Below are 15,382 nucleotides of genomic sequence, written 5' to 3' on the forward strand. Positions count from 1 at the left end.
AACGATGTCAAGATTTTTCGTTGCAAATGCAACGTGTTTCCTGTTCACATAGGAAAGGCCGCAGCGGATACCGATACATAAAAAACATGACACAAAACATTGAAATAGAAGTGAAACTTCCAGATTTTGAGCTGGATCTCTTTTTGCCCTACCTGCTGACAGAGGCGGCGGAGAAACTCAGTCACGATCTGGCAGCGATCTATCGGGACGCAGGCCTGAGCACGCCGCAATGGCGCGTGATGGTGCATCTGTCCTATTCGGGACAGGTCTCGGTGCGCGATATCGAACGGCGTGTCTCGATGGAAAAGTCCAAGGTCAGCCGGGCGGCGGCGCGCCTCGAGCTGGCGGGGCTTGTGGCCAAGCGCGGCGATCCCGACGATGGCCGCCTTGTGGCGCTGGGTCTGACCGAAGCGGGCCGCGCGCTGATGGCACAGCTGCTGCCGCGCGCCATCGATTACCAGCGCCAGCTTGAAGCCACGCTTGGCGCCGATCTGCCGCTCTTTCACAAAGCGCTGTCGCGATTGCTCAACAAAGAGGCCCCCGAATGATACGGCTTTATGATTACTGGCGCTCCTCGGCGAGCTACCGGGTGCGCATCGCGCTGGGGCTGGCGGGGCTCACATGGGAAAGCGTGCCGATTGATCTGGTCGCAGGCGCGCAAAGCAGCCCCGAGCATCTCGCACGCAACCCGCAGGGTCTTGTGCCCGCGCTTGAGATCGACGGCCATCTGCTGACCCAATCGCTGGCAATCCTCGAATATCTCGACACGACGCGCGGGCTGGGCCTGCAACCGCTCGATCCGCTCGCCCGCGCCCGTGCCCGCGCGATGGCAGACGCGATTGCGATGGATATTCACCCGGTCTGCAACCTGCGCGTGGCGACATTCGCAACCGCCCAATCACAGGGCACGCTCACGATGAAGGACTGGATGCAGCATTTCATTGCGCCGGGCCTCGCAGCCCTTGAGACGATGGTCGAGAGCGAGGCCTATTGCTTTGGCACACGGCTGTCGCTGGCCGATCTGTGCCTTGTTCCGCAGATCTATAACGCGCGGCGCTGGGAGATCGATCTGGGCGCGATGCCGAAACTGACCCGGATCGCGGCGCATCTGGAAACCCTGCCCGCCTTTGCCGCCGCCCATCCCGAGCTTGCGCCGCATTAGATCGCGCGCGCCCACAGCGCGGCACACCTGTTTTCGCCTTGCGCGCAAGGCCCGTCCTCACTAGAAGGACGGCTGAAATTTCGAGAACTGGCCGCGATCCGGGCGGCGCCAAGAAAAAGGATATCCTATGCAGGTCACCGAGACCCTCAATGACGGACTCAAGCGCGGTTACGAGATCACCATCACCGCCAGCGAGCTCGACGATAAGGTCACTGCCAAGCTCACCGAAGCGCAGCCCGAAATCGAGATGAAGGGCTTCCGCAAGGGCAAGGTTCCGATGGCGATGCTGCGCAAGCAATTCGGCCCGCGTATCTTGGGCGAAGCGATGCAGGAATCGGTCGATGGCGCGATGAGCGAGCATTTCGAGTCGACCGGCGACCGTCCCGCGATGCAGCCCAAGATCGAGATGAAGGGCGGCGAAGAGTGGAAAGAGGGTGACGACGTGGTCGTGACCGTCGAGTACGAAGCCCTGCCCGAGATCCCCGATGCCGATCTGTCGGATGTCACGCTGGAGCGTCTGGTTGTGAAAGCCGAGGACGCCGCGATCACCGAAGCGCTGGAAAGCCTTGCGGCCACCGCGAAAAACTTCGAGGCACGCGCCGAGGGTGCGAAATCCGAAAGCGGCGATCAGGTCGTGATCGATTTCGAAGGCTTCGTCGATGGCGAAGCGTTCGAAGGCGGCAAAGGCGAGGGCTACCCGCTCGAGCTGGGTTCGAACTCGTTCATCCCGGGCTTTGAAGAGCAGCTGATCGGCACCAAAGTGGGTGACGATGTCGAGGTCAAGGTGACCTTCCCCGCTGAGTACGGCGCGGAGCATCTTGCGGGCAAAGAGGCGCTGTTCAAGTGCCATGTCCACGAAGTCAAAGAGCCCAAAGCCGCAGAGATCAGCGACGAGATGGCCAAGCAATTCGGCGCCGAGGACCTGTCGGGTCTGAAGGGTCAGATCGCAGAGCGTCTTGAAGCCGAGTACCAGGGTGCAGCGCGTCAGGTGATGAAGCGCGGCCTGCTCGACCAGCTCGACACCAAGGTGAAGTTCGACCTGCCGCCCTCGCTCGTCGAGGCCGAGGCCAAGCAGATCGCCCACCAGCTCTACCACGAAGAGAACCCCGACGATCACGGCCATGACCATGGCGAGATCGAGACCACGGATGAGCACAACAAGCTGGCCGAGCGCCGCGTGCGTCTGGGTCTCCTGCTGGCTGAAATCGGCCGCAAGCAGGAAATCGAGGTTACCGATGCCGAGATGACCCAAGCGATCATGAACCAAGCCCGCCAGTATCCGGGTCAGGAACGTGCCTTCTTCGAATTCGTGCAGCAAAACCAGCAGATGCAGCAGCAGATGCGCGCGCCGATCTTCGAAGACAAAGTCATCGACTACATCGCGGGCGAAGCCAAAGTGACCGACAAAGAGGTTTCCAAGGAAGAGCTGCAGGAAGCCATCGAGAAGCTCGACGAGATCTGAGCCGCTCTTTGATTTGGATTGGGGGCCGTCCTTTGGGGCGGCCCTTTTTCATGGCGGGTCGTGATGGTGTACCTGCGCCGCGCGGCGCTCAATCGGTGGGCGGGCTCAGTGACGGGCGCGCCTCCACGAACCGCGCCTCGGCCACGGGTTTGCCGTTGAAGTGCCGGGGCGGAGCTATGCCCTGCGGGACCTGCGCGCGGGGCTGAGCGCTGCGTGCGGTCCTCGTGTCAGCGGCGGGTGCCACAGCCTCACCGCGATCCGCGCGGATGCGGTTTTCCGCCTCTGCGATCAGCGCCGCCTCCAAAACGCCGCGCACGCGATCAACCCGCGCCCACCACGCTTGCGGGTCGTGCAGATAAAGCAGCCCCGAGGTGACCAGCACGGTCATGTTCAGCGAAGAATACAGGATCGAGAGAAGACGCATGAGGCCCCTGTCTGACGTGAGTGTCAGAGCAGTCTCGCAAGGAAAAGGGGCGAAAAGAGGGCGTCAGGCCACACTATCGGCCACCCTCGCATTGCGCTTGCCCAGATTCTTCGGAGGCCCTTTCGTGCTGTCGAGCGCGGTCTGGCGCTCGGCCTCAGCGTTCAGCTCGGCCCCCATCAGCACCGAGATCGTCGAAAGCCAGATCCACATCATCAGCACCACCACGGCGCCAACCGAGCCATAGGTCGCCGAATAGCTCGCGAAATGCGTGGTATAGAAAGAGAACGCCGCCGACACGCCCAGCAGCAGCACCGCGCCCAAAATCGCGCCCGGCATCACCCAGACCATCCGGGGCGCGCGGCGCGAAGGCCCGAAGCGGTAGAGCAACATCAGCACAGTGAACATCACAAGACACATCAGCGGCCAACGCGCGAACAGCACGAGCGTATCGACCCCGGGGGCGGATGGCAGCAAATGCACCACGGCGGGCAACACGGCTGCGGCAAGGATCAGCGTGCAGGCGATAGCGATGCCCGACACCGTCATGCCCAGCCCGAAGACGTTGAGCCAGATGAAGGAGCGGCCCTCGCGCTCGCCATAGGCCACGTTGAGCGCTTGGATCATCGCTTTCATCCCGCCATTGGCCGACCAGATCGCCAGCACGATGCCAAAGAGCGAGGCCAGTCCAAGCGCCCCGGAATCCGATCCCACCAGCTTTTCCAACTGGCTGCGGATCAGGCTGAGCGCTTCGGGGGGGACGACATTGCTCAGGGCGTCGATATCGGCCAGCATCGTGGCGCGATCCGCAAAGAGCCCGTAGATCGCGACCGTCGCGGTCAGCGCCGGAAAGAGCGCAAGGATCGCATAGAAGGTCACGCCGGCTGCCACAGCCATCACGCGGTCCTCGCCGATCTGGTCATAAACACGGCGGGCAACGGCCCACCAGCCCTTGCGCGGGATCGCAAACGGACTGCCCGCGCGCCGCCCGAGTGCCCGGTCGGGCTCGCGGTCATAGACGCTCGGATCGGCGGGCATGGCGTCCTCCGCTGCGCGCGGCGGATGGGGCGCGTCGAGATCGCCAGAGCGGCCCTCCCTGCCCGTCTCGCGCCAAGTCGTGACCGCAGCCATGGCCGCCATCGTGGCGCGGGCCAAAACGGAGTTACGGGCCTCGTCATGTCTGTTGCCTTGCGACCCCATGCCTCTCCTTCCGGTACACTGCACACGCATAGTCTCTATGCGCAACGTCGCCTCATGCAACGGGTTCCGTAAGACCTACGATCAGCTAAAGCTTTGAGTCACAACGTCCCAGCTCAGCGGCGCGCTCACACCTTGCAGCACGACCCACGGCGCATCGGGATCTCCAAAGCTCAATGAAGTCCCATCCTCCGAGACTGTCTGGGTGACATTTGCGGGATCAAACTGATCGTCCCGCACACTCTCTCCGAAAAGTTGCAGCATATCTTGACCCGGGGTGAAATCGGTCACGACGACCGCCGCATCGCCGGGGGCAAATTCAAACAGGTCATGCACGCGCAGCGTATCTGTCCCAGTTCCGGTCGTGACCTGCGCCGCATGGGCCAGATCAATCAAATCGGCGTCCGCACCGGCGTCGATCTGCTGGAGCCCCGGATCGCTCCAATGCGACCCGCTCATGATATGGTCCGCGCCATCCCCACCTTCTATCGTGGCGGCACCGTTCACCTTGATCAGATCGTCACCCGCGCCACCGTCGATAAAGTCTCCCTCAGATCCGTTGAAAGATTCGATGTAATCGTCCCCGACACCGCCCAGAAGCGTATCGGCGGCGTCTTCTCCACTGGCGAGGATATAATCGCTGTCCGCGCCGCCGTCGGCCAGATCGCCAACACTGTCAGCGCCAGTGTACAGACTGTCGCTATCTGCGCCACCAAGCAGCGTGTCGGCGCTGTCCGTCTCATCGAGGGTCGGGACAAATCGCCCGGCATGTATCCAGTCATTGCCCGAGCCGCCGTCAAGACTGTCGCTCCCATCGCCACCAAATAGCGTGTCATATCCGTCTCCGGCCAAAAGCGTGTCATCCCCACCATTGCCCTGAACAAAGTCCCTGTACCGCGTCCCATTCCACAGATCATTGCCCGGCCCCAGGTCGTCGGCCCCCGGCTGCCCCATCGGGAATTCCTCCGCGCTCAGCTCCCGGCCAGGCCCTCGAATGATGGCATAGGGGGAATCCGTATCGCCGAGGATCAGATCGCCGTTTTCGGTCACGGTCTGCTGAATATCAAAAACCGGTGGATGATCGTCGGTTTCATCTCCGATATTGCGGAAGATGATTTGATCCTCATCGGGATTGAAATCTGTGATAATCGCGGGGCCACCGCCGCCCCCGTATATATTCACATCGAAGGAATCCGCGCCCGTTCCACCGGTCATCGTATCGCCCAGTGAGCCCATCAGCAGATCGTCCCCGTCTCCGCCATCCATAAAGGCCGGGTCGTCATCGAGCAATGTAAGATCCTGAAAGTTCTCGGGTTCGATCAACCCATCGCTGAGCGTATCATTGCCCTCGCCGCCCAAAAGCGTATCGGTCCCTGATGTGGCATGGAGGTAATCATCCCCCGCCCCACCGACCAGCAGGTCGTCCCCGGTCGGGCGTCCCCCTATCGGCGCACCACTCGCGTCGACCGCCTGAATGTTGAAGTCATAAAGCCGATCATCGCCCGCGCCGCCCAGCAACACATCGCTCTCATCCGAGCCAGAAAGCCGATCATTGCCGCCCTTACCATCCAACAGCGCCGCGCGATGGCGATCCGTCGTCAGATAGTCATCGCCCTCGGTGCCCTCATTGAGGCTCAGATCCGCGGGATCGATCGCCAGCAGGTCCTCCCAAGGTGCGAGCAGTTCGGCAACCTTATCCGGGCTTTGCGGGTCGGTGTCGCCGCCTGTGTCGCCGCTGGAATCCCCCCCCCCAGAGGTATCGCCTGTGTCGCCGCCGGAGCTATCGCCCCCGTGATCCGGGCTGTGCTGATCGGGGTCTTCATGATCGCCGGGCATGTCCTCCATATCATCGGAGCTGTTAGGCATTAACATCGACCCAAATATCGACAGGCTCAAAAGCATCAATATCGACGGAAACATGGCGCACCCCGCTAAAATTTATCGCTTGGAATGCGCAAACCGTTGCAGAGCATTAACGTATGGTAAAGAAAATTCACACCCGCGCGAGATTTTGTGAAGACACAGCCAAAGCGCTGTTTCCCTTTTGCGGTCAATCGCAGATCCGGGCCCGAAACGCACCGCATTTCGAAACGACCGCGCCTCTCCCCCGCGCATGAAAAACGGCGCGGAGGGATGCTCCGCGCCGTTGCAATGTCCAAAGGACAAAGCCTTACTTGTCGTCGTCTTCGGCCTCAGCGGCCTCCGGGGTCGCGACATAGCCGTTGTCGTCGTCATCAGCGGCACCGCCGATATCGTCGAACAGCTCGGAGATCTCGAACTCGGCCGCCGCTTCTTCCTCGGCTGCCAGATCCTGGATCGACTTGCCGGTTGCCTGCAGCTCGGCCTCTTCGGGCGAGCGCGCAACGTTGAGCGTGAGAACCGACACGACCTCGGGATGCAGGTGCACCTCGACCTCGTGCAGACCCAGAACTTTGATCGGCTGACGGATGATGACCTGCTTGCGGTCCACCGTGAAGCCCTGCTCGGAGGCGATGTTCGCCGCGTCGCGGGTGGTCACGGACCCGTAGAGGTTGCCACCATCGGATGCCGAACGGATCACGACGAATTGCTGACCGTCGAGACGCGCGGACAGAGCCTCGGCCTCTTTCTTGGTCTCGAGGTTGCGGGCCTCAAGCTGAGCCTTGCGCTCCTCGAAGGAGGCAATGTTGCCCGCATTGGCGCGCAGCGCTTTGCCCTGCGGCAGCAGGTAGTTGCGACCGTAACCGTCCTTGACGGTGACGACATCGCCCATCTGGCCCAGTTTGGCCACACGTTCCAGAAGGATCACTTCCATGGGTCGGTCTCCTTATTTCACGGCATAGGGCAGAAGCGCGAGGAAGCGCGCGCGCTTGATCGCACGGGCCAGTTCACGTTGCTTCTTGGCCGAGACGGCGGTGATACGGGCGGGCACGATCTTGCCCCGCTCCGAGATGTAGCGCTGCAAAAGACGCGTGTCTTTGTAGTCGATCTTGGGCGCGTTATCGCCCGAGAACGGGCAGACCTTGCGGCGGCGGAAAAACGGTTTTGCCATGGTTTTGCTCCTATCTGACGATCAACGGCGCTCGCGACGGGTGTCGCGTTCGTCGCGTTTCTGCATCTGGGCCGAGGGGCCCTCGTCATGGGCGTCGACCTTGATGGTCAACACGCGCATCACGTCATCATGCAGACGGCACAGACGCTCCATTTCCTGCACGGCAGCCGACGGTGCGTCGGTGCGCAGGAAGGCGTAATGGCCCTTGCGGTTCTTGTTGATCTTGTAGGCCATGGTCTTCACGCCCCAGTACTCGTGCTCGACGACTTTGCCGCCGTTATCCGAGAGGACCGTGGAGAAATGTTCGATAAGGCCTTCAGCTTGCGTGTTGGACAAGTCCTGACGCGCAATGAGAACATGCTCGTATAGCGGCATGCGAACTCCTGTTTCAAGGCGGCTTCATAGCTGGGCAAATAACTTCCGCACCCAACACGAGAGGCTCCGCCGGTTCAATACAAACGCGGAAGATGGGGCCTTATAGTCAAACCAGCCCATGATGCAAGGGCAAACCACCCCCGCGGGGCCTGCAGTGAATTGCCCCCCTTCATCTTGGCCACAATACCTCGGGGGTGAATTCGGCGCAGCCGAAGAGGGGGCAGCGCCCCCGCCCCCGCGCCCGCGCGTCAACGCGCCTGACGCTTAGAGCCGTTACCCTTCGGCGTTGATCCGCGCCATCACCTGCGCGCCGATGCGGAAGCTCTCGCGCCGGGCTGTCTGATCGAAGATATGGCCGGTCAGCAGCACCTCATCGGGGCGGTAACGGGCGATCAGCGCGCGCAGCTGCGCCTCGATTTGCGCCTCATCGCCCACAGCTGCGATGCGCAGTGCGCGGTCCGCCATCGCGATCTCTTGCGGTGCGAAATGCGCCTCAAGATTGCCCTCGGGCGGCGGCAACGGCCCGCTCATCCCGCGGCGCAGATTGATGAAGCTTTGCAGCATCGAAGATCGCAGCAGATGGCCCTCGGCCTCGGTCGCGGCGGCAAAGAGGTTCACCGCAAGCATGAAGCGCGGCGCCTGCGTCACGGCGGGCTGGAAGCGCTGGCGATAGACCTCGACTGCCTCATCGAGCATTTCGGGGGCGAAATGCGACGCAAACGCGTAGGGAAGGCCCAGATGGGCCGCCAGCTGCGCGCCAAAGAGCGACGATCCCAGCATCCAGAGCGGCACCTGCGTGCCCATCCCCGGCACCGCGCGCACCCGCGCGCCCTCCTGCTCGGGACCGAGATAGCCCAAAAGCTCGACCACGTCTTCGGGGAAGCGGTCACCACCGCCCATCCCGCGCCGCAGCGCCTGCATGGTCTGCGGATCGGTGCCCGGCGCGCGCCCCAGCCCCAGATCAATCCGTCCAGGGTAGAGCGTCTCAAGGGTGCCGAAGGCCTCGGCCACCTGCAAAGGCGCGTGGTTGGGCAGCATGATGCCGCCTGCCCCGACGCGGATCTTCTGGGTCTTGCCCGCGACATGGCCGATGACGACGGCGGTCGCCGCACTCGCGATCCCGGTCGAATTGTGATGCTCGGCCAGCCAGAACCGATTATAGCCCAACGCCTCGACATGCTGGGCAAGGCCCACCGAATTGGCCAGCGCATCCGCAGGCGTGGCCCCTTGCGGGATCGGTGAAAGATCAAGAACGGAATAGGGGATCATGGAAAGCTCCTGTGGTTGCCCCTGATCTAGGCGGCTTGCGCGCAAGGAAAAGCCCCCGCTCCCGCAAGGGAAAGCGCAAAGCGCGACCCCCGTTTACCGGAGGCCGCGCTCAGAGGGGGGCGCGGGAGATGGTGGAAGGTTTCCCACCGCCCCCCCCCGCGCATCAGAGGTTTATGCAGGCAGAGGGCTTAGTTGCCCGCCTGAATGCGCTCCATCAACGCGCCGGTTTCCTCGGCGGGCAATGCGGCCCGCAGGGCAAGCCAGATCACCACGAGCGACCAGATTGCCACCAGAAGCATCCCATCCCAGAAGCCCACAATGCCAAAGCCGTTGCCCGTCGATCCCAAGGCTGAAAGCACCCAGATCCCGCCGAACCACGCAGCCAGCCAACCGATATTGCCCCAGCCGAAATCGCTCGCGCTGTGTTTTTGCACGACATGGAAGATGAAGGCATAGATCGCAAAGCCCACCAGCAGCATCGCAAACAGGATCGAGTCGGTGTAAAATCCGGTCCAGTAGATCACGAGGTTCGAGCAGACAAAGGCCAGCGGCGCGAGGATCTCGGCTCCGCGCAGGCGGAAGGCGCGCGGCGCATCGGGCTGCGAGCGGCGCAGCACCATCAGCACGATCGGACCCAAGCCGTAGGTCAGCACGGTGATGGAGCTGATATAGCCCACCAGCAATTGCCATGCCGGGAACGGCAGCAGGAAGAACACGCCCACAGCCCACATCACGATGACTGCAAGCCACGGAACGCCCGTCCCGGTCGTTTTGGTCAAAGCATTGGGGCCACTATCGGTATCGCCCACCGCATAGAGGATCCGCGAGCCGCCGGTGATGTAGATCAGGCCGGTGCCGCCGGGCGAGATATAGGCGTCGACGTAAAGCAGCATGGCCAACCAGCCCATACCCAGCGTCGCGGCCAATCCGGCAAACGGACCTGCGGAGCCCACGAAGTTCAGATGCGACCAGCCGCCTTTGAGGTCATCAGGCGACAGCGCCATGATGAAGGCCACCTGCAACAGCACATAGACGACCGCTGCGAGCAGCACAGACCCGATCACCGCCATCGGAATGTTGCGGCCCGGATTTGCGCTCTCCCCGCCAAGGTCGATCGCCGTGCGAAAGCCCAGGAAGGAGAACACGATGCCCGCCGCCGGAATGGCTGTGAACACGCCCTGACTGGAATAGGTGCCCGGTGCTGCATGCCACACACCCCAATGGGTCGAGGCCACGACCAGCCCCACCACGGTCACGAGCGGCACTGCGATCTTCCACCATGTGACGGTGTTGTTGACCCGCAATAGCGCCTTGATCGCAAGCAGGTTGAGCAAGGCCAGCACGCTCAGCAGAACCGCTGAGGCGAGAAAGCCCATCGCCGTCAGCGTGCCGGACCCATCCGCCTTGATGAAATATGGCAGGTAGTTATTGGCATATGTGACGATCCCTTCGGCCTCGACCGCAGGCACCGGCGCATAGCTGAGAAACAGCATCCAGCCCCAAAGGCGGCCCAACGTCGCGCCGTGGCTCGCATGGCTCATATGCACAAGCGCGCCCGATTTGGAAAACATCGTCGAGAGCTCGGCAAAGCACAAAGCGATCAACATGATGATCGCAGCCCCGATCAGCCACGACCACACGCTCAACGGTCCCGCGATCTTTGAGGCATGATAGGCCCCGAACAGCCATCCCGAACCGATCATCGAAGTGGTCGAGGCGAAGAGCAGGCCGATGACCCCCGCATCTCGTCTTAGCTTGCCTGTTGAGGCACTGGTATCTGTTGCAGCCATTGTACAAATCCCCTGCTGGCATTGTTATTGATACAATTATCCTAGCGCGGGGATGAGCCTTGGTGGAGGCGCCACACGCGCTTGTGCGCGGATGCGACGGGATGTGAGCGCGCGGATCTTGAAATGACAATGCCAGTGGCGTCAGCGGCCAAGGATCCGCGTCATGATCTTGGTCAATCGCTTGCGAGACCCTCTATAGGGCGGCATTAACAGGCGCAAAGGCGCAAAGCGGGTCTCAAGGATCGCCTTTTCGTGACTGAAGGCGCGAAAGCCCCATTCGCCATGCGCCGCCCCTTGCCCCGAGCGGCCAATCCCGCCAAATGGCAGGTTGAGATGCAGAAAATGCGCCAGCACCACATTGATCCCCAGCGCCCCCGAGATCGCGCGGCTAGCGACATGATCGATCACCGCGCGGTCCCGCTCGAAGATATAAAGCGCAAGCGGGCGCGGCCCTGCCTCGATCCGGTCGAGCACCGTGTCGAGACGTACAAACGGGATCACCGGCAGCACCGGCCCGAAGATCTCCTCGCGCTCGACCGCCATATCGGGATCGGTGCCCATCAGGATGGTGGGCGGAATATAGCGGGTCTCGGCGTCACTTGGCCCGCCGGTGAGCGCACGCGCGCCCGAGCCCTGCGCCTGCGCGATCATCTCGGTGAGCCGCGCGAAATGCTTGAAGTCGATAATCCGGGCGAAATCGCGCGAAGCCGCCTGAGCCGCCTCGTCACGCCCATACATCTTGGCCACCGCCGCCTTCAGTTCCGCCAGAAACGGCGCCTCGATGGATTTGGCCACAAACACATGATCGGGTGCGATACAGGTCTGTCCCGCATTGGCGAATTTGCCCCAGACGATCATGCGCGCCGCCTGTTTGAGATCGGCATTTGGCCCCACGATGACGGGCGATTTGCCGCCCAGCTCCAGCGTGACCGAGCCAAGCCTGCGCCCGACCCGCTCTGCCACCAGCGCCCCCACGCGCGGCGAGCCGGTGAAAAAGACGTGATCGAAAGGCAGATCAAGCAAACTCTGCGCAATCTCCGGCCCGCCCTCAAGGCAGACCGTGAGATCCTCAGGCAGCGCATCGGTCAGAATTTCCGAAAGGATCGCCGCGCTTGCGGGTGCCAGCTCCGAGGGCTTAACAACCGCCGCACAGCCTGCCGCGAGCGCCGAGACCAACGGCCCCAGCGACAGCGCGAGGGGATAATTCCACGGCGCGATGATCAGCGCCGTGCCTTTGGGCTGGGGCAGGATGCGCCCCCGCGTGCCCAGCATAGCCCGCGTCGTACGGACCCGGCGCGGACGCATCCAGCGGCGCAGATTGCGCAATGCATGCGAGATCTCGGTCTGGACCGGCAATATCTCGGTCAGCCGGGTCTCGCTCGGGGGTTTGCCAAAATCGCTGGCGAGGGCGTCGATGATCTCGCGCTCATGCGCGCGGATTGTGCGCCGCAGCGCAAGCAGTGCCGTGCGCCGCTCGGCCAGACCGAATTGCACGCGGCGCGTGGCATTGCCATTGGCCAACCGGGCGAATACCCGGCGCATCCCGATCATCTGCGCGCTGCTTTCGCCGTCCATTGCGGTCCTCCTCAGGCGCCCATTTTTCGCGCCCCCGCCCAAATGACAAGCCCGAAACGCGCAAGCGGCATTTCCATTCCTGCACAAAGGATCACCCTAAACCACATTCTCGGTGCAAGAATGCCCAGACCGTTGCGCGCGATTGTCGGCTTGTTCCAAGCCCGAAACTCTTGCAAGACTTCAGGTCCAAATGACACGGCGTTCAATTAATCGGATCGGGGGGAGACGACGATGGACTTCATGCTCAGCGAGGAACAAAGCGCCATATTCGACATGGCCTATGGCTTTGGGCAGGACGAGATCGCCCCGCATGCCCGCGACTGGGAGGCGCAGGGCACGATCCCGAAGGCGCTTTGGCCGAAGGTCGCAGCACTCGGGCTTGGCGGGCTTTATGTGCGCGAGGAACATGGCGGCTCCGCGCTCTCGCGGCTGGATGCGACGCTCGTATTCGAGGCGCTCGCCATGGCCTGCCCCTCCGTTGCGGCGTTCCTGTCGATCCACAACATGTGCGGCGGGATGATCGACAAGTTCGGATCAGACGCGGCCCGCGCGCGCTGGCTGCCGGGGCTGGTCTCGATGGAGACCGTGTTTTCCTACTGCCTGACAGAGCCCGGATCGGGCTCGGATGCCGCAGCCCTGCGTGCCAGCGCCCGGCGCACAGAGGCGGGCTATACGCTCAACGGGACGAAGGCTTTCATCTCGGGCGGCGGCTATTCGGATGCCTATCTGACGATGGTGCGCACCGGTGCGGCGGGCCCCAAGGGGATCTCAGCCGTGATCGTCGAGGCCGGGACCGAGGGGCTGAGCTTTGGGGCGCCCGAGGACAAGATGGGCTGGCGCGCCCAGCCGACCGCGCAGGTGCAGTTCGACGATTGCGCCATCCCAGGCGACAACCTGCTGGGCGACGAGGGGCGCGGCTTTGCCTATGCGATGGCCGGGCTCGATGGCGGGCGACTCAATATCGCGGCCTCCGCACTTGGCGGCGCGCAATCGGCACTGAACCGCACGCTAAGCTATATGGGAGAGCGCCGCGCCTTCGGGACATCGCTCGATCAGTTTCAGGCGCTGCAGTTCCGCCTCGCCGATCTGGAGGTCAAACTGCAATCGGCGCGCATCTTCCTGCGCCAAGCGGCTTGGAAGCTCGACACCGGCGCGCCCGATGCCACCAAGTTCTGCGCGATGGCGAAACTCTATGTGACGGATGCGGCCTTTGATGTGGCCAACCAATGCCTGCAACTGCATGGTGGCTACGGCTATCTTGCCGATTACGGGGTGGAAAAGATCGTGCGCGATCTGCGGGTCCACCAGATTCTGGAAGGAACCAACGAAATCATGCGCCTGATCATCTCCCGCAGCCTTTTGACCGAGCGCGACCAATGAGCGACGCGACAATGCAGGCCCGCATTGAGGGGCGCGCCGGTCGGCTGACCTTTAACCGCGAATCCGCGCTCAACGCGCTCTCGCATGAGATGGCTATGGTCATCGAAGAGGCGCTCGACACATGGCGCGACGATCCGGCGGTCGATCTGGTGATCATCGATGCGAAAGGCACGCGGGCCTTTTGCTCGGGTGGCGATATCGCGGCGGTCTACCGCGCGGGCATTGCCGGCGAATTCGCGCCAGGGCGCGATTTCTGGCGCGACGAATATCGGATGAACGCCAAGATCGCGGAATATCCCAAGCCAATCGTGGCCTTCATGCAGGGCTTCGTGATGGGCGGCGGCGTGGGGGTCGGCGGCCATGCCAGCCACCGCATCGTAGGTGAGAGCACGCAGATCGCCATGCCCGAAAGCGGCATCGGGCTGATCCCCGATGTTGGCGGCACCCTGCTTTTGGCCCGCGCGCCGGGACATATCGGCGAATATCTGGGGCTTACAGGCACGCGGATGAACGCAGCCGATGCGATCTATACCGGATTTGCCGACAGCTTCCTGCCCGAAGCCGAGTGGGACGAGGCCAAGGCGCGGCTGATCGAGACCGGCAATATCGAGACCCTGCCCTTTGCGCGCACGCCCCCCGAGCCCGGCCAGCTTGAGCGCCAGCGCCCGGAGATCGACCGGATCTTCTGGGCTGATGATCTCGATTCAATCGTGGCCAAGCTCGAGACCGCAGGCTCCGATCTGGCCGCACGCACGCTCAAGACGCTCTATCGCAACTCGCCGCTTTCCATGGCTGCGACGCTGAAACTGGTGCGCATGACACGGGCGGAAAACACGATCCGCGCGGCGCTCACCCATGAGTTCCGCTTTACTTGGCGGGCGGCGGAATGGGGCGATTTTCTGGAGGGCGTGCGCGCGCAGATCATCGACAAGGATCGCAATCCGCAATGGAAACATGATCTGGCAAGCCTGCCCGCAAGTGATGTGGACCGGATGCTGGATCCATTGGGCCCCGAGGCGGCCATTTGGGAGGAGACGACATGAAAATCGCATTTGTAGGACTTGGAAATATGGGCGGGCCGATGGCCAGCAACCTTGTCGCGGCAGGCCATCAGGTGGTGGGATTTGACCCGGCCACGGCCCTGCCCGAGGGGGTCGACAGCGCGCCGGATGCGGCGGCCGCTGCGCGCGACGCGGAGGTCGTGATCTCCATGTTGCCCAATGGCCAGATCCTGCGCTCGGTCGCGGCAGAGGTGATCCCCGCGATGCAGGCGGGCGCTGTGTTTTGCGACTGCTCGACCGTGGATGTCGACAGCGCCAAGGCGGTTGCCCAACAGGCGGGCGACGCGGGTCTGGGCTTTCTCGACGCGCCGGTCTCGGGCGGCACTGGGGGGGCTACCAACGGCACGCTGACCTTCATGGTCGGCGGCGATGACGCGGCCTTTGAGACGGTCACGCCCTTGTTCGACATCATGGGCCAGAAGGCGGTGCATTGCGGTGCGGCGGGCGCGGGTCAGTCGGCCAAGATCTGCAACAACATGATCCTCGGCGTGACGATGATTGCCACCTGCGAGGCTTTCGCGCTGGCCGATAAGCTGGGTCTTGATCGCGCCAAGATGTTTGACGTGGTCTCAACCTCGTCGGGGCAGAGCTGGTCGATGAACACCTATTGCCCCGCCCCCGGTGTCGGCCCGCAAAGCCCCGCCGATAACGGCTAAAAA

Annotated in this window: 14 protein-coding genes and 1 pseudogene; 6 read left to right on the top strand and 9 right to left on the bottom strand. The window is 62.9% G+C overall.

All coding sequences use genetic code 11. The features are described from left to right. Positions 1 to 110: 110 nt before the first annotated feature. The 3 genes from DL1_RS01575 to tig all read left to right on the top strand — a co-directional run bounded on the left by DL1_RS01575 (position 111) and on the right by tig (position 2,624). Positions 111 to 548, top strand: a complete 438-nt coding sequence (locus DL1_RS01575; protein WP_245739626.1) for a MarR family winged helix-turn-helix transcriptional regulator — start codon at positions 111 to 113, stop codon at positions 546 to 548. Then, positions 545 to 1,162: a maleylacetoacetate isomerase gene (gene maiA, locus DL1_RS01580; RefSeq protein WP_038061387.1), complete on the top strand. Its 618-nt coding sequence runs from the start codon at positions 545 to 547 to the stop codon at positions 1,160 to 1,162. The genes DL1_RS01575 and maiA overlap by 4 nt, the downstream gene beginning before the upstream one ends. Before the next feature lie 127 nt (positions 1,163 to 1,289). Then, positions 1,290 to 2,624: a trigger factor gene (gene tig / locus DL1_RS01585; RefSeq protein WP_038061389.1), complete on the top strand. Its 1,335-nt coding sequence runs from the start codon at positions 1,290 to 1,292 to the stop codon at positions 2,622 to 2,624. Between the two features lie 88 nt (positions 2,625 to 2,712). Here the strand turns inward: tig and DL1_RS01590 are convergent, their stop codons facing one another. The 9 genes from DL1_RS01590 to DL1_RS01630 form a co-directional block, all read right to left on the bottom strand. Beyond that, entirely contained in the window at positions 2,713 to 3,048 is a 336-nt protein-coding gene (locus DL1_RS01590; RefSeq protein WP_038061396.1) for a hypothetical protein, read from the bottom strand. A 63-nt stretch (positions 3,049 to 3,111) separates the two neighbouring features. Beyond that, positions 3,112 to 4,245, bottom strand: coding sequence for a YihY/virulence factor BrkB family protein (locus DL1_RS01595; protein WP_162178725.1), 1,134 nt, complete (start codon positions 4,243 to 4,245; stop codon positions 3,112 to 3,114). 81 nt (positions 4,246 to 4,326) lie between these two features. Next, positions 4,327 to 6,078 (bottom strand): calcium-binding protein, encoded by a 1,752-nt coding sequence (locus tag DL1_RS01600; protein ID WP_038061398.1) that lies wholly within the window; start codon positions 6,076 to 6,078, stop codon positions 4,327 to 4,329. A gap of 334 nt (positions 6,079 to 6,412) precedes the next feature. Next, entirely contained in the window at positions 6,413 to 7,036 is a 624-nt protein-coding gene (rplI, locus tag DL1_RS01605) for a 50S ribosomal protein L9 (protein WP_038061401.1), read from the bottom strand. 12 nt (positions 7,037 to 7,048) lie between these two features. Continuing rightward, entirely contained in the window at positions 7,049 to 7,273 is a 225-nt protein-coding gene (gene rpsR / locus DL1_RS01610; protein ID WP_038061405.1) for a 30S ribosomal protein S18, read from the bottom strand. A gap of 21 nt (positions 7,274 to 7,294) precedes the next feature. Then, entirely contained in the window at positions 7,295 to 7,648 is a 354-nt protein-coding gene (gene rpsF / locus DL1_RS01615) for a 30S ribosomal protein S6 (protein WP_038061414.1), read from the bottom strand. 273 nt (positions 7,649 to 7,921) lie between these two features. After that, complete coding sequence (locus DL1_RS01620; RefSeq protein ID WP_038061416.1) at positions 7,922 to 8,917, bottom strand: LLM class flavin-dependent oxidoreductase; 996 nt, start codon at positions 8,915 to 8,917, stop codon at positions 7,922 to 7,924. Positions 8,918 to 9,105: 188 nt separating this feature from the next. Further along, positions 9,106 to 10,707 carry an APC family permease gene (locus DL1_RS01625; RefSeq protein ID WP_038061420.1) on the bottom strand — a complete coding sequence of 534 codons (1,602 nt, stop codon included), beginning with the start codon at positions 10,705 to 10,707 and terminating at the stop codon, positions 9,106 to 9,108. A 141-nt stretch (positions 10,708 to 10,848) separates the two neighbouring features. Beyond that, positions 10,849 to 12,282: an aldehyde dehydrogenase family protein gene (locus DL1_RS01630; RefSeq protein ID WP_051693234.1), complete on the bottom strand. Its 1,434-nt coding sequence runs from the start codon at positions 12,280 to 12,282 to the stop codon at positions 10,849 to 10,851. A 231-nt stretch (positions 12,283 to 12,513) separates the two neighbouring features. On the opposite strand from DL1_RS01630, the gene DL1_RS01635 reads away from it, so the two are divergent. From DL1_RS01635 to DL1_RS01645, 3 genes and pseudogenes are all read left to right on the top strand, one after another. Further along, on the top strand, positions 12,514 to 13,662 hold the full coding sequence (locus tag DL1_RS01635) for an acyl-CoA dehydrogenase family protein (RefSeq protein ID WP_038061427.1): 1,149 nt from the start codon (positions 12,514 to 12,516) through the stop codon (positions 13,660 to 13,662). After that, on the top strand, positions 13,659 to 14,705 hold the full coding sequence (locus tag DL1_RS01640) for an enoyl-CoA hydratase/isomerase family protein (RefSeq protein ID WP_038061429.1): 1,047 nt from the start codon (positions 13,659 to 13,661) through the stop codon (positions 14,703 to 14,705). Before DL1_RS01635 ends, DL1_RS01640 begins: the two co-directional genes overlap by 4 nt. After that, positions 14,702 to 15,376: pseudogene (locus DL1_RS01645) on the top strand (NAD(P)-binding domain-containing protein); the annotation flags it as partial. The gene DL1_RS01640 and the pseudogene DL1_RS01645, both read left to right, overlap by 4 nt. Positions 15,377 to 15,382: the final 6 nt, after the last annotated feature.

The organism is Thioclava dalianensis (assembly GCF_000715505.1).
GTDB lineage: Bacteria > Pseudomonadota > Alphaproteobacteria > Rhodobacterales > Rhodobacteraceae > Thioclava > Thioclava dalianensis.